At 33.5% G+C, this 20,554-nt stretch carries 20 protein-coding genes; 14 read left to right on the top strand and 6 right to left on the bottom strand.

Annotated elements, in window-relative coordinates:
• Positions 1-6: 6 nt before the first annotated feature.
• A complete protein-coding gene (gene emrD, locus JEP40_RS04475) occupies positions 7-1,191 on the bottom strand; it encodes a multidrug efflux MFS transporter EmrD (protein WP_198622637.1) in 1,185 nt (394 codons plus the stop codon).
• Between the two features lie 337 nt (positions 1,192-1,528).
• Here emrD and fpr point away from each other — a divergent pair, with 337 nt between their 5' ends.
• Positions 1,529-2,275 (top strand): ferredoxin--NADP(+) reductase, encoded by a 747-nt coding sequence (gene fpr, locus JEP40_RS04470; protein ID WP_198622636.1) that lies wholly within the window; start codon positions 1,529-1,531, stop codon positions 2,273-2,275.
• Between the two features lie 62 nt (positions 2,276-2,337).
• Here fpr and JEP40_RS04465 read toward each other — a convergent pair whose 3' ends face one another.
• The gene (locus JEP40_RS04465) at positions 2,338-2,769 is read right to left on the bottom strand and encodes a DUF805 domain-containing protein (RefSeq protein ID WP_198622635.1); all 432 of its coding nucleotides are present in this window, start codon (positions 2,767-2,769) and stop codon (positions 2,338-2,340) included.
• 97 nt (positions 2,770-2,866) lie between these two features.
• Between JEP40_RS04465 and JEP40_RS04460 the strand changes: the two genes are divergently transcribed.
• On the top strand, positions 2,867-3,502 hold the full coding sequence (locus JEP40_RS04460; RefSeq protein ID WP_198622634.1) for a DUF1454 family protein: 636 nt from the start codon (positions 2,867-2,869) through the stop codon (positions 3,500-3,502).
• Between the two features lie 106 nt (positions 3,503-3,608).
• A complete protein-coding gene (gene tpiA / locus JEP40_RS04455; RefSeq protein ID WP_069366847.1) occupies positions 3,609-4,379 on the top strand; it encodes a triose-phosphate isomerase in 771 nt (256 codons plus the stop codon).
• A gap of 105 nt (positions 4,380-4,484) precedes the next feature.
• On the opposite strand, the gene JEP40_RS04450 is transcribed toward tpiA, so the two are convergent.
• Positions 4,485-5,486: a sulfate ABC transporter substrate-binding protein gene (locus tag JEP40_RS04450; RefSeq protein WP_198622633.1), complete on the bottom strand. Its 1,002-nt coding sequence runs from the start codon at positions 5,484-5,486 to the stop codon at positions 4,485-4,487.
• A 265-nt stretch (positions 5,487-5,751) separates the two neighbouring features.
• Positions 5,752-6,729 (bottom strand): 6-phosphofructokinase, encoded by a 978-nt coding sequence (gene pfkA / locus JEP40_RS04445; RefSeq protein ID WP_109409901.1) that lies wholly within the window; start codon positions 6,727-6,729, stop codon positions 5,752-5,754.
• A 533-nt stretch (positions 6,730-7,262) separates the two neighbouring features.
• Between pfkA and fabG the strand changes: the two genes are divergently transcribed.
• Positions 7,263-8,018, top strand: a complete 756-nt coding sequence (gene fabG, locus JEP40_RS04440) for a 3-oxoacyl-ACP reductase FabG (protein ID WP_006534171.1) — start codon at positions 7,263-7,265, stop codon at positions 8,016-8,018.
• Positions 8,019-8,152: 134 nt separating this feature from the next.
• Here the strand turns inward: fabG and cpxP are convergent, their stop codons facing one another.
• Positions 8,153-8,716: a cell-envelope stress modulator CpxP gene (gene cpxP, locus JEP40_RS04435; RefSeq protein ID WP_232799146.1), complete on the bottom strand. Its 564-nt coding sequence runs from the start codon at positions 8,714-8,716 to the stop codon at positions 8,153-8,155.
• 186 nt (positions 8,717-8,902) lie between these two features.
• On the opposite strand from cpxP, the gene cpxR reads away from it, so the two are divergent.
• The 3 genes from cpxR to JEP40_RS04420 all read left to right on the top strand — a co-directional run bounded on the left by cpxR (position 8,903) and on the right by JEP40_RS04420 (position 11,940).
• Complete coding sequence (gene cpxR / locus JEP40_RS04430; protein WP_023583423.1) at positions 8,903-9,601, top strand: envelope stress response regulator transcription factor CpxR; 699 nt, start codon at positions 8,903-8,905, stop codon at positions 9,599-9,601.
• A 12-nt stretch (positions 9,602-9,613) separates the two neighbouring features.
• Complete coding sequence (gene cpxA / locus JEP40_RS04425; RefSeq protein WP_198622632.1) at positions 9,614-10,981, top strand: envelope stress sensor histidine kinase CpxA; 1,368 nt, start codon at positions 9,614-9,616, stop codon at positions 10,979-10,981.
• Positions 10,982-11,046: 65 nt separating this feature from the next.
• Complete coding sequence (locus JEP40_RS04420) at positions 11,047-11,940, top strand: ATP-grasp fold amidoligase family protein (RefSeq protein WP_198622631.1); 894 nt, start codon at positions 11,047-11,049, stop codon at positions 11,938-11,940.
• Positions 11,941-11,950: 10 nt separating this feature from the next.
• Here the strand turns inward: JEP40_RS04420 and JEP40_RS04415 are convergent, their stop codons facing one another.
• Entirely contained in the window at positions 11,951-13,057 is a 1,107-nt protein-coding gene (locus tag JEP40_RS04415) for a glycosyltransferase family 2 protein (RefSeq protein ID WP_232799145.1), read from the bottom strand.
• 537 nt (positions 13,058-13,594) lie between these two features.
• On the opposite strand from JEP40_RS04415, the gene rfbA reads away from it, so the two are divergent.
• The 7 genes from rfbA to JEP40_RS04380 are packed head-to-tail and all read left to right on the top strand — an operon-like array spanning position 13,595 to position 20,534.
• The gene (gene rfbA / locus JEP40_RS04410) at positions 13,595-14,458 is read left to right on the top strand and encodes a glucose-1-phosphate thymidylyltransferase RfbA (RefSeq protein ID WP_198622630.1); all 864 of its coding nucleotides are present in this window, start codon (positions 13,595-13,597) and stop codon (positions 14,456-14,458) included.
• A gap of 4 nt (positions 14,459-14,462) precedes the next feature.
• Positions 14,463-15,899 (top strand): lipopolysaccharide biosynthesis protein, encoded by a 1,437-nt coding sequence (locus JEP40_RS04405; RefSeq protein WP_198622629.1) that lies wholly within the window; start codon positions 14,463-14,465, stop codon positions 15,897-15,899.
• A complete protein-coding gene (locus tag JEP40_RS04400) occupies positions 15,900-17,003 on the top strand; it encodes a DegT/DnrJ/EryC1/StrS family aminotransferase (protein WP_198622628.1) in 1,104 nt (367 codons plus the stop codon).
• Positions 17,004-17,008: 5 nt separating this feature from the next.
• Positions 17,009-17,701, top strand: a complete 693-nt coding sequence (locus JEP40_RS04395) for a WbqC family protein (RefSeq protein ID WP_198622627.1) — start codon at positions 17,009-17,011, stop codon at positions 17,699-17,701.
• A 7-nt stretch (positions 17,702-17,708) separates the two neighbouring features.
• Positions 17,709-18,272, top strand: a complete 564-nt coding sequence (locus JEP40_RS04390; RefSeq protein WP_198622626.1) for an acyltransferase — start codon at positions 17,709-17,711, stop codon at positions 18,270-18,272.
• On the top strand, positions 18,259-19,305 hold the full coding sequence (locus tag JEP40_RS04385) for a glycosyltransferase (protein ID WP_198622625.1): 1,047 nt from the start codon (positions 18,259-18,261) through the stop codon (positions 19,303-19,305). Before JEP40_RS04390 ends, JEP40_RS04385 begins: the two co-directional genes overlap by 14 nt.
• A gap of 32 nt (positions 19,306-19,337) precedes the next feature.
• Positions 19,338-20,534 carry a hypothetical protein gene (locus tag JEP40_RS04380; protein ID WP_198622624.1) on the top strand — a complete coding sequence of 399 codons (1,197 nt, stop codon included), beginning with the start codon at positions 19,338-19,340 and terminating at the stop codon, positions 20,532-20,534.
• The last annotated feature ends 20 nt before the right edge of the window (positions 20,535-20,554 follow it).

Genomic DNA, 20,554 nt, shown 5'->3' with positions numbered 1-20,554 from the left:
AATAATCTAAATAGTATGTTCTTCATGGCTAAAACGGTGAGCCAAAGGAAGCCAACAAAGCATAATAGCCACTGACATAGCAAACATAATCATACCTAAGCTAAATTGATTATGTTGTGGTAACAAGGCTGAAAACCATGTTGCAACACCTGATCCCACATTTTGTAATCCACCCACCAATGCACCCGCAGAGCCAGCTAAATATGGAAATGGCTCCATTGCACCGGTTGTTGCTAATGGGAATAACATACCTGCACCAAAGAAAAATAGTGCCGCAGGTACCAGAAGAGTCCAAATATTAATAATATTTAGCCAACCGGGGATCCACATTAAAATACCGGCTGATAAACAACAAAAAACAGAGTGCCACATCAGTTGCACAAAGGTTTTACCTTCACGACCTGCATACCAAGCTCCAAAGAACGCAGCAGGGATCGGTAAAATAAATAATATACTGATAGTAATGCTATTTAAGCCTAATACTCCGCCCATTAAGACACCACTTGATGCCTCAAAAACCGCAATACCTGATAATGCACAAATTAACATAATCAAAAATGCACTGAAGGTACTATTGGAAAGTAGTAAGTAAAATGATGACAGCATCTTACGTTTCTCAACTTGTACTGGGCGAGTTTCTGGCATCCAACGATACATAGAGAAAAGAACGCTACTTCCCAATAATAATAAGAAGATATAACACGCATGCCAGCCAAAGAAGTGAGCCACAACACCACCAATCATCGGCGCTAATAATGGGCTAACTAAAACTCCCATATTTAACAAACTATTGGCGTAACGTAATGCCGTACCTGTATATAAATCACGAGGTTGAGTACGCGTCATGACACCTGCAACACCTGTTCCCATCCCTTGTAACGTACTTGCAATAACCAGTGTGGTTAAATTTTGTGAAAAAATCGCTACCAGTGTTGATAAACAAAAAATCGTCATTCCGACTAAAATAACGGGGCGACGCCCTACTTTATCGGAGATTGGCCCATAAATGAGCTGTGAAAAACCATAAGAAAAAAGATAAGCGCCCATTACTTGCTGCACAGCGCCTGTCGGCTCACCAAAGTAAATCGCCATATCCGCAATCACTGGAACATAGATGGTTTGCGTCATTTGCCCCACAGCAACCAGTGCAATTATCAATAATAATAGATTTGCATGCTCTAACTTTCTCATTTCTTTTCTTTGCTCAGGAATTTCAAATAAATAAATTAACGGACAGGCGTACGCTACAGAGAATTTATAAAAATAAACTCTGCAAAATATACACCTTTTAAGAATGAGACTAAGTTAACAAATTTGTAGAAATTTGCGAGATAGTCAGCAATTTTTGTATATCACCTAATGTCAGAGAAAAACACCATAGTTGTCAATATAAATGTACATATTGTGTCATTCATTGACAAAATCTCAGATAAATAATACCACCACATCATCTTGATAAATAAAAAATCGCTTCCTATTTAGAATGAATAAGCGACATAAACGCGTTTATCGTAAGGAGATAACCTCTATGGCAAATTGGGTGAATGGAAAAGTTATCCAAGTTAATCGCTGGACTGACTCGTTAATAAGTCTTGTTGTAAATGCCCCTGTTGATAAATTTACAGCGGGACAATTTGCAAAATTAGCATTAGATATTGATGGCGAACGAGTGCAACGTGCCTATTCTTATGTGAATGCGCCGAATGATCCTAACTTAGAATTTTATCTGGTGACTGTACCCGAAGGAAAATTAAGCCCTAAATTAAGTGCTCTAGAAATAGGGAATGAATTACTTGTCACCGAGCAAGCCAGTGGCTTTTTTGTATTAGAAGAAGTTCCTAGTGCCAATACACTTTGGATGCTTTCTACAGGAACAGCCATAGGGCCTTTTTTATCGATTTTACAATTAGGTCAAGATCTGGATAGATTTGAAAATATCGTTCTTGTTCATGCGGTTCGATATGCTAATGACTTAAGTTATCTCCCTTTAATGGAAAACCTGGTTGAGCATTACCAAGGAAAATTACGTATTCAAACGATTGTGAGCCGTGAAAATCATATTGGTTCATTAACAGGTCGTATTCCGGCGTTAATTGAAAGTGGTGCCTTAGAAAAAACGGTGGGGTTAACCATTTCCCCAGAAGAGAGCCATATTATGTTATGTGGTAACCCACAAATGGTAAGAGATACCCAACAACTATTAAAAGAACAACGAGAAATGCGTAAGCATTTACGGCGCAAGCCAGGGCATATCACCAGTGAACAATATTGGTAATATGAAAAAAAATAAGGGCAATTTTCTTTTTTGCCCTTATCTGATTTATTTCAATAAAAGGATTAGCGCCAGCGACGGTAATTCACTAGCTCTGTATGTTTACCAAAGTAGTTTTCACTTTGATTGCCAATAAATACGCCACAATCAAGCAACATAATCATCCCGATAAAGGAAGGAAGAAAACGCCCCATCGCCCACTGCCAAAAAGGTTCTAAACTGCTTGTATCAGCCAGCCCCAGCATCACGGCAAGTAAAAGCAATAAAAGCCATATTCCTCTTTTATTTCTATCATGGAGTCTTTTAGTGAAAATCGCACACAAAGGGTACAGAATAAAAAAGATCAATATCCACATTACAATGGCAGGTAATGGATAAATCATATCATTGATAATAAAAAGGCCTAAAAAAAGAGCAAAACAAGCACCTAAACCTGCCCAGAAATCACGACGTCCAATTCGCCCTTTGAATGAAAATGCCCAATGTTGTAAGGTCATAAATTCTCAATAATTTACTTAATGTGTGAATTACACTGTCCATTTAGTATCAAATAATACAGACTAGCTAATAACAGCGCTGACAAACGGAGGACAGATGATAAAAGAAAGTACACTTTCTACGTTATACCTGATAATCATAAGCATTGCTCTTTGTTTGCCAACTACTGTTTTTGCAACAGAGATATCTGTCGCACAAAAACAGCCCACTAAAGATGATATTGCTTATCTTAAACAGGATGCACCCGTTTTTGAGATAACTATTCCGGAGCTTCGAGCAAAATTCAATCAACAAAATCCGTTGCTATCGCTTAATGAATATAAAATTATCACTAATCACGATATTGCGATCCCGCTTGTCAGAGCCGCAACTCGAATTACACCTTATCTTTACTCTTCAGCAATATTAGAACGTGGTAGTGAAAAAATTAAAAGCCTGCAACTAACACTTATCCACACACCAGACTCACCTGAATTAGAAAAAATGAATCGTGAGATCACCACACAATATATTATGGCCTTGATCACTCAATTTGACCCTTCAATCACGCCTACACAAATTCAAGAAGTTCTCGATTTGTTTGCATTTAAAAACCAACCTCCGGCTTATGTAAGCCACAATGTTGGTGCGATCCGCTATATTATTGCGCATGAAGGCGAACAATTAACGACCTTTGCCATTGAACCGATTAAGCTTTCTTTAAACAGCAAGATCGTTTCAGCTATTCCGTGATAAAAAACAAAGCTATTCTATTCATTGTTCTCTATACTGTTGTGTATCAACAGAATTCATGTTTATTAGCAAACTAAATTTAAACCACTCGGTTGGAGGAAAAGTTATGCGCCATCCATTAGTCATGGGTAACTGGAAACTCAACGGCAGCATTCATATGGTTCATGAATTAATTGCTGCACTACGTAAAGAAGTTAGCGGTGTTGCAGGTTGTGATGTTGCTATCGCACCACCCGCAGTTTACCTATGCCAAGCACGCCATGAAATTGGTGGAAGCCGTATTGCATTAGGAGCTCAAGATACAGGTGTTAACTTATCTGGTGCTTTTACTGGTGAAACTTCAGCAGAAATGCTGAAAAACGTTGATGTTAAATACGTTATCATTGGTCACTCTGAGCGTCGTACTTATCATAAAGAATCTGATGAGTTTATCGCTCAGAAATTCGGCGTGTTAAAAGAATTAGGTTTAACGCCAGTATTATGTATTGGTGAAACCGAAGCAGAAAATGAAGCTGGTAAAACACAAGAAGTCTGTGCTCGCCAAATCGATGCTGTTTTAAATGCACACGGTGCAGCTGCATTTAAAGATGCGGTTATTGCTTATGAACCAATCTGGGCTATCGGTACTGGTAAATCTGCAACTCCAGCACAAGCACAAGCTGTCCATAAATTTATTCGTGATCATATCGCGAAGAAAGATGCAGCTATCGCTGAACAAGTTATCATTCAATACGGCGGTTCTGTTAACGATAAAAATGCAGCTGAACTGTTTGGTCAACCAGACATTGATGGCGCATTAGTCGGTGGCGCTTCACTGAAAGCAGATGCATTTGCCGTTATCGTTAAAGCAGCGGCACAAGCGAAAGCGAAAAAATAATTTTTATCTTTCTGACTTACGCCTTTAATGGATAAAAAATAAAGAAAATCACCTTGCTGAATATAAAACCAGAAGGTGATTTTTTTGTTTTTGCTTTATGACACATCAACGACGGCTTATTTCATCAAACACACCCCCCGTCGCAAAATGTATTTTCTGTGCTGATTGCCAATCACCAAAAATCTCATCAATCGTAAATAGTTCAAGTTTTGGAAAGCTGTTTTGATATTTCTCAGCAGTCACTTTATCTCTAGGGCGATAATAGTTTTTTGCTGCAATTTCTTGCCCTTGTGCTGAGTAAAGATAGTCTAAGTACGCTGTGGCTATTTCTCGTGTTCCTCGTTTATCGACAATTTTATCCACTACCGATACCGTAGGCTCTGCAAGAATAGAAACCGAAGGTGTAACAATTTCAAACTTATCGGTACCTAATTCATTAATTGCCAATAATGCCTCGTTTTCCCAGGCAATCAATACATCACCAATACCTCTCTCAACAAATGTATTGGTTGCACCTCGCGCTCCTGAGTCTAACACTTCAACTTGCTGATAAAGTGCTTTCACAAATGCTTTTGCTTTTTCGTTATCTTGATGATTAGCTTTTAGCCCATATCCCCAAGCAGCAAGATAGTTCCATCTTGCACCACCAGAAGTTTTAGGGTTAGGTGTAATAATGGAGACACCCGGTTTTATCAGTGAATCCCAATCCGTTATCTGCTTAGGATTTCCTTTTCTCACCAGAAAAACAATCGTTGAAGTGTAAGGAGCGGAGTTATCTGGTAGTCGTGTTATCCATTGCTTATCAATACTTCCTCTTTGTGCAATCGCATCAATATCATAGGCAAGAGCTAATGTCACAACATCTGCCTCAATACCATTGATAACTGATGTCGCCTGCTTTCCTGAACCACCATGTGATTGGCGGATAGTGATTCTATCTCCCGTTTTCTGTTCCCAATATTGACTAAATGCTTGGTTATACTGTTGATAAAGTTCTCTTGTCGGATCATAAGAGACATTTAATAACTGAATATCTTTAGCCCATAAATTATTAGCAAAAAGTAATGCGACTAAAGTCGTTGATAATAAACCCCATTGTTTAAACATATCTCTCCATCCCCTCTTGTTAAATATTTAACTAGGCTGACAGAAAGTTTTATAACGATGAAATAACAAAAAGCCGATTGATATACATAACAGGAATATAACAACCTATACAAGGGATGTTAGGTGGTATTAAAAGAGAATAGGATTATTAAATGAAATGTTTTCACTCGAGAAGCTACTCTGACACAGAGATAACATGTATCAGAGCAGTTCACGAATAAGGATAGCACTCAGAAAGGCTAGGGTATTACAGTAACACTATTGATTAATAGAGTTTTTTAGCTGTTTCATACCAATCAGCTTTAAAGACACGTTTCATATTCATGACCGCATCAATAATATCATGGTGAACCAGTTTTTCATTTTGGATACCAACACAACGACCGCCATAACCTTCTAATAGCAGTTGTACAGAATAAGCACCCATACGTGAGGCTAAAATACGATCGTAAGCAACAGGAGAACCACCACGTTGAATATGACCTAATACCGTTGCCCGCGTTTCATGCTTCGTTTCTGCTTCAATAAAACGAGCCAATTCATGCACATCACAAACGTGCTCTGTAATTGCGACGATTGCATGGCGTTTACCACGCTCAATACCCGCTTTGATTTCCGCCAGCAGTTCATCACGATCAAACGGTAATTCAGCTTCAGGCAGAACAACAAATTCACATCCACCGGCAATAGCGGCAGACAATGTTAAGTCACCACAGTAACGGCCCATCACTTCTACGATAGAGATACGTTTGTGAGACGTTGAGGTATCACGTAAACGGTCGATTGCTTCCACTGCCGTTTCTAACGCCGTGAAATAACCAATGGTGTAGTCAGTACCTGCTACGTCATTATCGATTGTGCCCGGTAAACCGATGCAAGGAAAACCCGCTTCCGTTAATTTTTTCGCACCTAAATAAGAACCATCACCACCAATAACAACTAAAGCGTCAAGCTCATTTTGTTTCATGTTTTCAATGGCAACAGCACGCACATTGTCTTCACGGAATTCAGGGAAACGAGCAGAACCAAGGAATGTACCACCACGGTTGATCATATCTGACACGCTAAAACGGTCGAGCTTTTTCATGCGATTTTCATATAGCCCCATATAGCCATCAAAAATCCCATAGACCTCTAAACCTTCACTTAGTGCGGCACGAACAACACCACGGATCGCGGCATTCATTCCGGGTGCATCACCACCACTTGTTAAAACCCCAATTCTTTTGATCCCATTGACCATGATTACCTCTGATTCTTATTCGATGTAATTATTGCAAAATTGTTGGAATAACTTTTTATTTCAATATCGGCTTATCTGGTGTTATTTTCCGATATCGTAAATGCTGAATTGATTCAACAATACCATTGTACGCATATTTTTTACCAGTTCATCATTATCGTACATTTTTTTTCATAAACTTGATGCGCATTAAACTAATCAGACAGCCTGTATAAAGTTTAGACTAGCTTATCTCAAATGTGTTTCACTAATAAGTTAACACTTTTTATACAGACACTTTACTGCCTTTTTGCATTCATCTCAAAAAAACGCTATTTATGCTAAAAAACAGCATCGGCATATTTTGATAAATATTCAGTTTTTCTCTGGCACAGCATTCTATCTGACGTTTATCTCTCTATTTTGTGATGTCATCCATTCAAAGAAAAAAATTATCTAAGATACATTTGTGACCCACAACAAAGTTCTCTGGGTGATTTACCGCTTTTCAACCTAGACTGATACAGTAGAACTCACACTTAATAGGAGGTTTTATGTTTGATTTAACGGGTAAAATCGCTTTAGTTTCAGGTGGCGCAAAAGGCATTGGTAAAGGTATTGTCATCGCCCTAAAAAATAGTGGTGCTAAGGTGATTATTGCGGATATTGATGATGTTGCTGGCAATAAAACAAAACAAGAACTAAATGTTGAGTTTATGCACCTTGATGTCACTCATCAATCCGCCTGTGAAAAAGTGGTTGATGATGTCGTAAAAGAGTATGGCAAACTCGATATTCTTTGTTCCAATACCGGTATTTTCCCTCAAGCAACAATTAAAGAGATGACCGAAGCTGATTGGGATAAAATGCATACCGTTAACCTTAAAGGTATGTTCTTTTTAGTGAAAGCCGCACTTCGTGTCATGGAAAAACAAAAACAAGGTCGCGTGATTATCACGTCATCCATTACGGGAGCAATCACAGGCTATCCTGGTTGGAGCCATTACGGTGCAAGTAAAGCAGGACAACTAGGCTTTATGCGTAGCGCAGCATTAGAATATGCACGTCATGGTATTACTATTAATGCCGTGATGCCAGGAAATATCCTCACTGAAGGCTTACAAGCCCAAGGCGAAGCGTATTTAAATCAGATGAAGGCTTCAATCCCAACACATACTTTAGGTGAGCCAGAAGATATCGGCTACGCAGCCGCTTTCTTTGCCTCAAATGAAGCGAAATATATTACAGGCCAGACAATTATCGTCGATGGCGGACAGATTTTACCTGAATCTCCAGAGGCGTTGTTGTAGATTTTGGGCAAAAAAAAGCCCCTCTCCAGAGGGGCTGCAAAAGACAGGGATGGTGTCTATGGCAAGGAAAAAACTTCGTTGTTGCTACTTACTCTCTAACTAGGTACTGCTGCACTACACTCTTACTTACTTCATTACTGGTTTTGTTGACCTTGTTGGTCAAAGTCTGACATTTGTTGTTGGTAATTCTTTTCCAACTGAGCTTTCTGTTCTGGGGTTAATAACTGATACATCTGATTATGGACTTTCGCCATCTCAACATGACGCTCAATCGCTTGTTTATCCATATCTTGCATTTGTGCTCTTACTGCTGCTTCATCAAATTGAGGTGCAGTGACTAATTTATGCATATTCTCATGACGTTGACGGTAGTTTCCGTTATATCTGTCTTGATGATGCTGGCGCATTAAATCGCGCATTTGAGTACGTTGTTGCTCAGTTAATGTGATTCCGTTAAACATATGAGATCCGCCATAATTGCGATCCATCATATGTCCACCGTTATTCATCATATGGCCACGTTGTCCGCGGTGACCTCTATAATCACGGTCGCCATGCATACCATAGCCATAATCGCAGTGATAATTACCATTATATTGTTGCTCAGTAGGCGGATTGGTATTTGCTGTTTCAGCTAATACCACCGTCGGAGCTGCTAAAAACATTGATGCTAATGCAACTACTGCTACTTTACGCATTGCTCTTACTCCTAAACTCGGTGATTAATACCGACCTAATTAATGCTACCTAAATATGTGTAATTCTTTGCTATGTGGATTACTATACCGTTGCGGCTGCAAACTAGCGTCAGAGCGTGTAAAAGAACGTAAAGTCATAGATTCGCGCTATTTATTATCGTATTTTTCTCTTGGAGGAATTGACGAATGCATAAAATCTTATTAGTGGATGACGATCGCGAATTAACATCGCTATTGAAAGAACTACTTGAAATGGAAGGCTTTAATGTTGTAATCGCCTCTGATGGCGAACAAGCACTTAAACTTTTAGATGCTTCTATCGACTTGTTATTACTGGATATTATGATGCCACGTAAAAACGGGATTGAGACACTCAAAGAGTTACGCCAAAATTTCCAGACCCCTGTCATCATGTTAACGGCAAGGGGCAGTGATCTTGACCGAGTGCTTGGCTTAGAGCTTGGTGCTGATGACTATTTACCAAAACCTTTTAATGATAGAGAGCTGGTTGCTCGTATCAGAGCTATTTTACGTCGTTCTAACTGGAGCGAACAAAAACAGACTGATAGCAATACATCTCCAACATTACAGGTTGATAAACTGCAACTTAACCCAGGCCGACAAGAAGCGAGTTTTGATAACGAACCGCTAGAGTTAACAGGAACTGAGTTTACTTTGCTTTATCTACTTGCTCAGCATTTGGGGCAAGTCGTATCACGCGAACATCTAAGTCAAGAAGTGCTTGGTAAGCGCTTAACACCTTTTGATAGAGCGATTGATATGCATATTTCCAATTTACGCCGTAAATTACCAGAAAGAACAGATGGACAACCGTGGTTCAAGACGTTACGTGGCCGTGGTTATCTGATGGTTTCAATAACTTGATAAATATTCTTTATGATAAATAGTCTGTCAGCGCGTATTTTTGCAATATTCTGGCTGACGCTAGCATTAGTTCTGATGCTAGTTATGATGGTTCCAAAGCTGGACTCGCGCCAGCTTACCCCTCTTTTAGAGAGTGAGTACCGTCAAGGTGTTATGCTAGAACAACATATCGAAGCGGAATTAGCTCAAGATCCAGCTAACGATCTCCTTTGGTGGCGTCGATTAATCCGCGCTATTGATAAATGGGCTCCACCTGGTCAGCGTTTAATTATCGTGACTAGTGAAGGACGCATTATCGGCGCTCAACGTAATGAGATGCAGGTTGTCAGAAACTTTATTGGTCAATCTGATAACGCCGATCACCCTAAAAAGAAAAAATATGGCCGTTCTGAGATGTTAGGGCCATTTTCAGTAAGAGATGGTGAAGATCATTACCAGCTTTATCTCGTTCGTCCATCAAGTAGCCCTCAATCTGACTTCATCAACTTATTATTTGATAAACCGTTATTGCTACTCATATTTACTATGCTTATCAGCACACCATTATTAGTATGGCTTTCTTGGAGCTTAGCAAAACCGGCAAGGCAACTTAAAAATGCGGCTGATGATGTTGCGAAAGGTAATTTACGTCCTCACCCTGAACTAGAAACTGGCCCTCAAGAGTTTTTAGCAGCAGGTACCAGCTTTAATCAGATGATAAGTGCTCTTGAACGCATGGTTGAGGCACAACAACGGTTAATTTCTGATATTTCTCACGAACTACGAACACCATTAACACGCTTACAATTAGCGAGTGCATTATTACGTCGTCGTAGTGGAGAAAGTAAAGAACTAGAGCGCATTGAAACTGAAACTCAGCGCCTTGATGGCATGATTAATGATTTACTGGTTCTTTCACGCAACCAACATAAAAACGAGTTATTACGCGAAACGGTAAAAGCCAATGAGCTGTGGGATGACATTTTAGATAATGCCAAATTTGAGGCTGAACAAAGTAATAAGACGCTACAAGTGACAACACCTCCGGGAGCATGGCCTATTTACTGTAATCCATATTCTCTGGCTAGTGCATTTGAAAATATTGTTCGTAATGCCTTACGTTATTCAAATTCTCGCATTGAGGTTGCCTTTACTGAACAAAACCAAGGTATCACGATTATTGTTGATGATGATGGCCCTGGCGTTAGCCCAGAAGATAGAGAGCATATCTTCCGGCCATTTTATCGCACTGACGAAGCCAGAGATCGTGAATCAGGTGGCACAGGCTTAGGATTAGCCATTGTTGAGACAGCAGTAAGCCAACATAGAGGCCATGTTAAAGCCGATGACAGCCCATTAGGCGGGTTGAGGGTTGAGATTTGGTTGCCAAAAACAAAGTAAAATCTATCTAAATGTAATTTTTAGCCTTAAAATACGATTTTGCTAAATAATATTTTATTACCTTTATGAATAAATACCTGAAAATTTTAAGAAATAAATTACGTTATAAATATTGCGATACTTTTCCAGAATTAGTAACTAAATCAATATATAAAGAACGAATGAGAAAAACTCTAAATTTAGAGTTTCCACAAACATTTAATGAGAAATTACAGCACCTAAAGTTAAATTTATATAAAAATAACCCATTAGTCACAAAATGTGCCGATAAATACGCAGCTCGAGAATATGTTAAGGACTGTGGTTGTGAAGAAATACTCAATGAAATCCATCAAGTATGTGATCAACCTGACGATATTAACTTCTCTGAGTTGCCTAATAAATTTGTACTAAAATGCAATCATGGTGCAGGTTATAATATCATTTGCAGAGATAAAGATAAGATATCCCCAGATAACATTAGGCAAACATTAACAACTTGGCTAAATGAAGACTATTGGCGATTAGCTGTTGAATTTGTTTATAAGGATATCTCTAAAAAAATAATTTGTGAAAAATTCATAGAAACAAAAAATAATGAACTTCCATATGATTACAAATTATTTTGTTTTCATGGTAAGCCTCTATTTGTCATGATCTGTACTGAAAGAGAGTCACAACATCCTAAATTTTATTTTGTTAATAAAGAATGGGAATTATTACCTTACGGTATTGACTATAAGAATAATGAAGTTTCAACCATTTTAGATAAGCCTCAAAATTATCAAAAACTCTTTGAATATGCAGAAAGGCTATCCAAACCATTTCCTTTTGTTAGAGTCGATTTATACCTAAATAATGGTGTAGTTCATTTTGGAGAATTAACCTTTATTCCATCAGCAGGTATGGATAAAGAATTAAATAATGAAGAAAACAAGAATGTTGATCTGATATTTGGAAATTATCTAAAATTAAACTAAGGATTCCCCCTTAGTTTAGAGCCTTAATCATTTTCCTATTCATTAAGTAAATAAGCCTTGCTTTAACCTTCATATAAGGATAAAAAAGGCTTTTTTTCTCACAACGCCGAAACAATGATACTTTTTTTCGCACAATAGCAACTTCAAGATTTTTGTAAAAATAAGGGCAAAGTTCTTTATTTTTAGTTTTAATCTTATCCAAAACTGCATTACATTTTTTTATATCATCTAAACTTAGATTTTCAATTGAAAAGTTCAAGTTATATAATACATCCTCATTCACCTCAATATTAAACATATCTAATGCATTAATTTGTGCTTTTATAGCAAATGAGGTTTGTATACTAAAATAGTTCTTTCTATTTCTATCTGGATGAATTCTATATTTTAATAACGCTTCTTCTAGATTGGAAAAAATATTTTCCTGATTTAGCTTTAATAAATTTATCCATAACCCATAATCTTGAGCATATTTATAATCTTCTGGATACATAATTTTATTTTTTTTAATAAAATCAGATCTAAACATGACTGTTGGATGATAAAAATTAGTTCCAAAAATTAATCCAGCGGCTATTGCATTATGCTTTATTGGAAGAATCATGAATTTGTTGTCGTATTCATAGATTTCCATTGATGTACCACAGACCATAATATTTTTATGGTTTTCCATGAACTCAAACTGCTTTTGAAGGCGAGTTGGATATGAGTAATCATCAGCATCCATTCGAGCAATATAGTCACCAGAAGCAAGTAAAAAACCTTTGTTCAAAGATTTAGCTAACCCGATATTAGATGCATTAGTATACACTTTTACTCGACTATCTTTTTCTTCATATTCTTTTAAAATATCAAGAGACAAATCGGTAGAACCATCATTAATGATGATAAATTCAAAATCTTTAAAAGTCTGATTTAAAATAGAATCTATAGCTTCATTCAAATGTATTGAATCATTGTACACTGACATCAATACGCTGATTTTAGGTTTATTTTTCATTTTTGGCTTAAATTTTTTTCTTTTGTAACCGGATACTATAAAGGAAGGGAGGAGATTAGTGAATACTACTGTGATTTGAATTTTAAAGAAGTTCTCACGGTGAAATGTGAGTAACATCCTCCCAAATAGACAATCTCCTCACAAACAGAAATTTAGCCATCCCGAATAAACGCTATAAACATATAGTACATGTAAGTTCAATAGAGTAATTAAACTATTGTATCAAAATATCCTGCCACCTATTGAAGAATAGGTGGCATATTCTTTTTGCTAGCACCTAACGATGTAATTCAGAATGATCTGCCCGAATTGAACGTTATTCCAGTATTTATATATCCTCAATCAATGCTAAAATACCGAGCTATTACTTGACCGTCTGGTTTGAAGAGTCTACTCTCAGTGCGGTTTTTAGCATATTGATAAAGTATGCTTATATAATAAAACTCTTATATTACATATAGATAAGAGTTTTTCTAGATGAATTTTGGCGCTCTGGGGGCCGTAAACCCAGTGCGGTAGCTTTGTGTTAAAGAAAGTATAATTTGATATAGTTTCTTTAACACAAAGTGTTTAATTAATACGAAATTAATAAATATTTTATGTACATTTATTTTCTATAGAAAATAAATGTACATACCTTCTTAAGGTTTAAAAATGAAAGGTATTATTTTAGCAGGTGGTTCAGGAACAAGGCTTTATCCAATAACAATGGGTGTATCTAAACAGTTACTACCTATTTATGATAAACCCATGATCTATTATCCCTTATCAGTATTAATGCTTGCAGGCATTAGAGAAATACTGATTATTACAACACCTGAAGACCAAGATGGCTTTCAGCGTTTACTTAATGATGGTTCGCAATTCGGTATTTCTATTCAATATGCAATACAACCAAAACCTGAAGGATTGGCTCAAGCATTTATTATCGGTGAAGAATTTATTGGTAGTGATAGTGTATGCTTAGTTTTAGGAGATAATATTTTTTATGGTCAAGCCTTTTCGCCAAAACTAAAGGAAGCTGCATCAAAAACTAATGGAGCAACTATATTTGGTTATCAAGTAAAAGATCCTAAAAGATTTGGTGTTGTAGAATTTGATGAAAGTAAAAAAGTTATTTCGATAGAGGAAAAACCCTTAGAGCCTAAATCTAATTATGCCGTAACTGGATTATACTTTTATGATAATAACGTTATTAGTCTAGCTAAAAAAATCAAGCCATCAAAACGCGGTGAATTAGAAATAACAACACTAAATGAAATATATTTACATAAAAATAAGCTAAATGTTGAAATGCTAGGCAGAGGATTTGCATGGCTTGATACAGGAACTTATGAAAGCTTACTTGAAGCAGCCCAATTTGTTGAAACTATAGAGAAAAGACAAGGCTATAAAGTTGCTTGTCTAGAAGAAATTGCGTTTAATAATAAGTGGATTACTAAAGAAGATATATTAAAACGAGCACAGTTAATGGCAAAAAATAGCTATGGCGAATATTTATTAACTCTAGTGAAATAATATAATGGATGACTTACAAAAAAAGACTTCCAATAGTTTGAAATGGAGTGCAATAGAAAGACTAACAACACAAGCAATACAACTCATAGTTATGCTAGTTTTAGGTCGGATGCTAGGACCTGTCGCATTTGGCCTGATTGGAATGTTAGCTATTTTTATTGCTATAGCACAAACCTTAGTTGATAGTGGCTTTAGTAATGCTTTAATTAGAAAAAAGATTAAGACTGAATCTGATTTTTCGACTACATTTTATTTTAATATATTTATTTCCTTTGTATGTTATGTAACATTATATATATCATCACCTTATATTGCAGATTTTTATAATCAAAAAGAACTTGAGTTATTAACCAGAATATTAGGGCTAGTAATCATAGTTAATGCGTTTTCAACCATTCAACGCACAAAATTAACTATAAATATGGATTTCAAAACCTTAGCAAAAGCATCATTACTCAGTGTTTTTTTTAGTAGTCTATTATCTATATATTCTGCTTATTTAGGATTAGGTGTATGGGCATTAGTAATACAAACTCTTAGTTTTAATACTTTAAATTCTTTTTTTCTTAATATATATTTTCCTTGGATACCAAAGAAAAAATTTTCAAAGAGATCATTTCATTATTTATTTGGATTTGGCTCAAAGCTATTAATATCAGGATTAATAGATACTATTTATAATAATATTTATCAAATAATTATAGGGAAAATATTTTCAGCTAATCAGCTTGGACTATTTTCACAAGCAAAAAATTTATCTTATATTCCTGCAATGACCTTAACTAATATAATACAAAGAGTTACCTATCCTATGTTAAGTAACATACAGAAGGATAAAAAAAACTTTGATATTATATATCTTTTAACATTAAGATTAACTGCAGTAATTGTATTCCCTCTATTAGTAGGCTTAGCAATAATTTCACAACCTTTTATATTTATAATATTAGGTGAAAAATGGAGTTATGCGGCAACATTACTTAGTATTCTATGTATTGGATATATGCTATACCCAATACATGCAATTAATTTGAATTTATTACAAGTTAAAGGTCGCTCAGATCTTTTTTTAAAATTAGAAATTATAAAAAAAATAGTTGTTACTATTACTTTATTAGCTACAATTCCTTTAGGAATAAAGGCTATTTGTATAGGTATAGTTGTACAGTCTTATATTGCCTTAATAATAAATACTTATTATACAGGAAAATTAACAACTATTAACTTTAAGAAACAATTTAAATATTTATTTCCAATTTGGATAGTTTCAATTATATGTTGTTTATCTAGCTGGCTAATTTCTTTAAATTTTGAAAGTCAGTATATTCAGATAATATTTATGTTAGTAATCACACCTATTATATACATAATAAGTCTTCGTATTTTTCAATACGATCTCTTTAGAAGTATTATATCAAATATTTTTAAGAAGAAATGTTAAATGGAAAAAATTACAGTTACAACACCGCTTATTCCACCTCTAGAAGAATTAACACCATATTTAGAAGATATCTGGAACAGAAAGTGGTTAACAAATAACGGGCATTATCATCAGCTACTTGAAGATGAATTATGCAAATATTTAGAGGTAAAGTATATTAGTTTATATTCTAATGGTACATTAGCTCTAATTGCAGCATTACAGGCTTTAGAATTAAAAGGTGAAGTAATTACTACACCATATAGCTTTGTGGCAACAAGTCATGCTATCGTTTTAAATAATCTGAAACCTGTATTTATCGATATTGATCCTACTACATATAACCTTGACCCTAGAAAAATAGAAGAAGCAATAACAGATAAAACATCAGCGATATTACCTGTCCATGTGTATGGAACTCCATGTGATAACGATGCAATACAAGAAATTGCAGATAAATATAACTTAAAAGTTATCTATGATGCAGCGCATGCCTTTGGTGTTAAAAAAGATAATATATCGGTACTAAATTGGGGTGATTTGTCTATTCTAAGTTTCCATGCTACGAAAGCCTACTCCACAATTGAAGGTGGTGCAATTATTTGTCATACACTCGAAATGAAAAAAAAATTAGATCAGTTAAAAAATTTTGGCTATGAATCAGAAACTGAAATTCCAATGCTAGGCTCTAATGCTAAAGTAAATGAAATCCAAGCTGCATATGGCTTAGCTAGTTTAAAATATATAGATGATGCTATAGCTTCAAGAAAACGCTCTGCAGAATTATATAAAAAAGAATTATATAACATAAAAGGTATTTATTTTTTAGATATAGAAGATGATGTGAAATTAAATTATTCGTACTTTCCTATTATCGTTAATGAAAAAGAATACGGTGAATCCAGAGATAGTTTATATTTCAGACTACGAGAAAATAATATCTTATCAAGACGATATTTTTACCCCTTAATTACTGATTTTGATTTTTATAAAACCAAGAATTATAAAAAATATGACCTTAGTATATCTAAATATGTATCAGATAATGTTATTTGTTTACCGATGCATCATAATTTATCCATAGATGATATTAATTTTATTATCAACGTCATTAAAGGTAATTGAAAATTATGATTTTAGCCGTAATGCAACCTTACCTATTTCCATATATAGGATACTATCAACTAGCTTATCATAGTGATATGTTTATATTTTATGATGATGTTAATTATATCAAAAAAGGATATATAAATAGAAATAATATAATCACTAAAAATGGAATCTTATTATTTACATTACCAATAGAAAGTGCTTCACAAAATAAATTAATAAATGAATTATATTTTACACAAGAAACAAAAAAAATTTTATCTACAATAGAAATGTCATATTCTAAAGCAAAAAATTTTCATGATATATACCCATTAATAGAATCAATTTTTAACAACGAACAAAGAAACGTATCAAATATAACATCACTATCAATAATAAAAATTTTCGAATATCTTGATTTAAATTTAAATTATAAATTTTCCTCAAATATAAACTATAATCGAACCGAAAATGCCCAAGAGAAAATATATGATTTATGTAAGATAAATAATGCTAATATATATATAAATGCTCACGGTGGTATGGAACTTTATGACAAAAATGAATTTACAAAGAGGAACATTGAATTAGGGTTTATAAATCCTATTTCAACTCCTTATTCTCAAATAAATTCAAAAGAATTTATAAAAAATGCATCAATGATTGATATTTTAATGAATTGTAGTAGAGACGAAATAATAGACCAATTGAATAATTATACAATTATATAGGTGAAAAATGTCTTTTTATACTCAAGAACAATTATTAAAAATTGGATTAAAAAAAATTGGAAAAAACTGTAAAATAAGCACTAAAACTTCCATATACAGACCAGAAGAAATTGAGATAGGTAATAATTGTCGTATTGATGATTTTGTTATTTTATCTGGAAAAATCTACTTAAAAAACAATATTCACATTGCGGCTTTCTGTAATTTAAGTGCTGGAGAATGTAGTATTTTATTTGAAGATTTTTCTGGATTAGCATATGGATGTCATGTATTTACAGGAACTGATGATTATAGTGGTAGAACAATGACAAATCCAACTATACCTCTAAAGTATAAAGGATTAAAAGAGAGAAATATCACTATAGGAAAACATTCAATTATTGGTACAAATTCTATTATTATGCCTGGTGTTAATATTGCTGAAGGGACAGCCGTTGGGGCTTTATCTATGGTAACTAAAAGCACCAAACCATGGGGAATCTATTTTGGTAATCCTGCTAAAAGAATTAAAGAGAGAAAAAAAGATTTACTAAATTTAGAAGCTGAATATTTAAAAAATGAAAATAACTAAATTAACTCCTCCTCTATCTGAAAAAGAAATATTGGATAAATGGATTTATACTGATATTACTTATATTAGTATAATTTGCTGTACATACAATCAAGAATTATATATATCTGATGCAATAAATAGTTTTTTAGCGCAAAAAACAAAATATAAATTTGAAATAATTATCCATGATGATTGTTCAACAGATGGAACAAATAATATATTAAATTCATTTAAAGAAAAATATCCGAATATACTAAAAATTATAAAACCAGAAGAAAATTTATATTCAAAATATGGAGTTAATGCGCCAGGTTTAAATGCAATATCTCAGTCTTTAGGAAAGTATATTGCTTTATGTGAAGGAGATGATTTTTGGATTGATGAATATAAAATACAAAAACAATTTATTACTTTAGAAAAAAATGATGATATAAATATATGTTTTACTTCCACAAAAAAATTATTTATAAATGATAAATTGCTTGAATATGCCAATTATGGAAATAAAGAAAGAAAATTTGATTTATCTGATGTGATTATAAAAGGAGGAAGCTTTATACCAACTGCCTCAATTCTAGTAAGGAAAAAAGCTTTGGAGGAACTACCTAATTGGTTTATTGATGCACCTGTTGGTGATTATTTTTTACAAATGTATTGCTCTAAATCAAATGGTGCTATTTATTTACCACATACATCATGCGTTTATAGAGTTAATTCCGCAGGATCTTGGTCATCATCAAGAAAAAAAATTACAGCAAAAAATATACTTAATTTTTGCTATCAGATGTGTAATCTATTATCTTCTATGAAAAATGATGATGGATTTAATGGTTTTTATATAGATAAAGCAATTTCTACTCAAGAGACAATTGCAACTTATCAGTTAATTAAAAATAAATATTTTACTGAAGCAGAAGAATTAATCTTTAACTCATGGAGAAAAAATCGGAATTCAAATAAAAATCAGAAAATACTTTTTTATATGAGAAAATTTTTTAAACTATTTCCACTTATAATATTTATTAAAGATTTAAAAAATCGCAATAGATAATAATTTAATTTGAATTTTAAAATAGTTAACACATGATGACAAAACTGACTGTCACACAAAGAAAATTTATTTTATTTCTAATCTTATTCTCTTTGTTTTATTTTCCTAAAATAGGTAATGTTGATTTTACAATAGTCTTATTGATCCCTTTTTCAATCTATATTCTCTTAATTAAGAGAATACCTATAAATAAAGAAGTAATATACTCAGCATTAATATTATTTTCTATCCAGTTATATGTTTTAATAACAAGTTTAATAAATCAAGAAATTACACCTAATGTACTATTAAATCCAATAAGAGAATTATTAATATTATTAAGTTGTTATATAATTATCTTTTATCTGAAAATCAACTTTGTTAAAATAATAAACTTATTACTTTTTATTTTTTTATTAAACTCTATACTTATTTTTTTGCAGTTTTTTCTACATATAAAATATGGTATCGTAAATAACCTTTATAATCCTGAATTTCCTGAATTTATGGTAAATACAGTAAGGAAACCTGGTTATTTTACTGGATATCCAGTTGCTGGCTTTATTTCTAATATTGGGTTATTATCTTCGTTATACTTATATAGTTATAATAAAAAAAATTATTATATTTTTTATCTTGTTATTTTCTTTGTTACTTCCTTGTTAACGGCAAGAACAGCATTATTGTTTAATCTATTAGTCACTCCTTTTTTATTTTTATTATTAAGTAAAAAACATATTTTTATAATTATATTAACGTTTATTCTTGGTCTTATATTACTAAGTATATTTCATAATGATTTTATATTTGCAATTTTCGAAAAAATAAAGGTTGTCTTTGACCTAATCATAACGCAAAAAGGTGACCATAGTACAAATGATCTATTTAACAACCATTATAGAATACCTCAAGATATACAAGTTTTTATTTTTGGAAATGCATTAAATCCTCAGGTTTTTTCTGATGTAGGATACATACAAGCCTTATTTAAGGGAGGAATAATTATTTTTTCCCTTATACTTTTCTTTTATTATTATATTTTTGCTATAATGCTAAATAAATCTAAGAAAGATAAAAGAAGTTATTATTTTATTATATCTATTATTTTATGTTTTATTTTCTACAATTTTAAAGGACCCTATTTATTATCAAGAACTGTTGGAGATTATATATTAATAATATTTCTATCATTATTTAATTACTTCATAGACTCATCGTCTAAAAATATAAATAAAAAGGTTCATAACTAAAAATGAAGATATTACTAGTT

This window comes from Proteus vulgaris, assembly GCF_016239305.1.
Lineage (GTDB): Bacteria > Pseudomonadota > Gammaproteobacteria > Enterobacterales > Enterobacteriaceae > Proteus > Proteus vulgaris_C.
Note: the sequence above shows the minus strand (reverse complement) of the source record. Positions and strands in the feature narration are given on the sequence as shown.

Excerpts from the sequence above, each read along its gene's own strand:
- JEP40_RS04390 (WP_198622626.1), top strand. The coding sequence starts at position 17,709 with ATGTCTTTTTATACTCAAGAACAATTATTAAAAATTGGATTAAAAAAA.
- pfkA (WP_109409901.1), bottom strand. The coding sequence starts at position 6,729 with ATGGTCAATGGGATCAAAAGAATTGGGGTTTTAACAAGTGGTGGTGAT.
- fabG (WP_006534171.1), top strand. The coding sequence starts at position 7,263 with ATGTTTGATTTAACGGGTAAAATCGCTTTAGTTTCAGGTGGCGCAAAA.
- JEP40_RS04385 (WP_198622625.1), top strand. The coding sequence starts at position 18,259 with ATGAAAATAACTAAATTAACTCCTCCTCTATCTGAAAAAGAAATATTG.
- rfbA (WP_198622630.1), top strand. The coding sequence starts at position 13,595 with ATGAAAGGTATTATTTTAGCAGGTGGTTCAGGAACAAGGCTTTATCCA.
- JEP40_RS04465 (WP_198622635.1), bottom strand. The coding sequence starts at position 2,769 with ATGACCTTACAACATTGGGCATTTTCATTCAAAGGGCGAATTGGACGT.
- JEP40_RS04415 (WP_232799145.1), bottom strand. The coding sequence starts at position 13,057 with ATGTTACTCACATTTCACCGTGAGAACTTCTTTAAAATTCAAATCACA.
- JEP40_RS04420 (WP_198622631.1), top strand. The coding sequence starts at position 11,047 with ATGAATAAATACCTGAAAATTTTAAGAAATAAATTACGTTATAAATAT.
- tpiA (WP_069366847.1), top strand. The coding sequence starts at position 3,609 with ATGCGCCATCCATTAGTCATGGGTAACTGGAAACTCAACGGCAGCATT.
- JEP40_RS04460 (WP_198622634.1), top strand. The coding sequence starts at position 2,867 with ATGATAAAAGAAAGTACACTTTCTACGTTATACCTGATAATCATAAGC.
- JEP40_RS04400 (WP_198622628.1), top strand. The coding sequence starts at position 15,900 with ATGGAAAAAATTACAGTTACAACACCGCTTATTCCACCTCTAGAAGAA.
- JEP40_RS04380 (WP_198622624.1), top strand. The coding sequence starts at position 19,338 with ATGATGACAAAACTGACTGTCACACAAAGAAAATTTATTTTATTTCTA.
- JEP40_RS04405 (WP_198622629.1), top strand. The coding sequence starts at position 14,463 with ATGGATGACTTACAAAAAAAGACTTCCAATAGTTTGAAATGGAGTGCA.
- JEP40_RS04395 (WP_198622627.1), top strand. The coding sequence starts at position 17,009 with ATGATTTTAGCCGTAATGCAACCTTACCTATTTCCATATATAGGATAC.
- fpr (WP_198622636.1), top strand. The coding sequence starts at position 1,529 with ATGGCAAATTGGGTGAATGGAAAAGTTATCCAAGTTAATCGCTGGACT.
- cpxR (WP_023583423.1), top strand. The coding sequence starts at position 8,903 with ATGCATAAAATCTTATTAGTGGATGACGATCGCGAATTAACATCGCTA.
- emrD (WP_198622637.1), bottom strand. The coding sequence starts at position 1,191 with ATGAGAAAGTTAGAGCATGCAAATCTATTATTATTGATAATTGCACTG.
- cpxA (WP_198622632.1), top strand. The coding sequence starts at position 9,614 with ATGATAAATAGTCTGTCAGCGCGTATTTTTGCAATATTCTGGCTGACG.
- JEP40_RS04450 (WP_198622633.1), bottom strand. The coding sequence starts at position 5,486 with ATGTTTAAACAATGGGGTTTATTATCAACGACTTTAGTCGCATTACTT.
- cpxP (WP_232799146.1), bottom strand. The coding sequence starts at position 8,716 with ATGCGTAAAGTAGCAGTAGTTGCATTAGCATCAATGTTTTTAGCAGCT.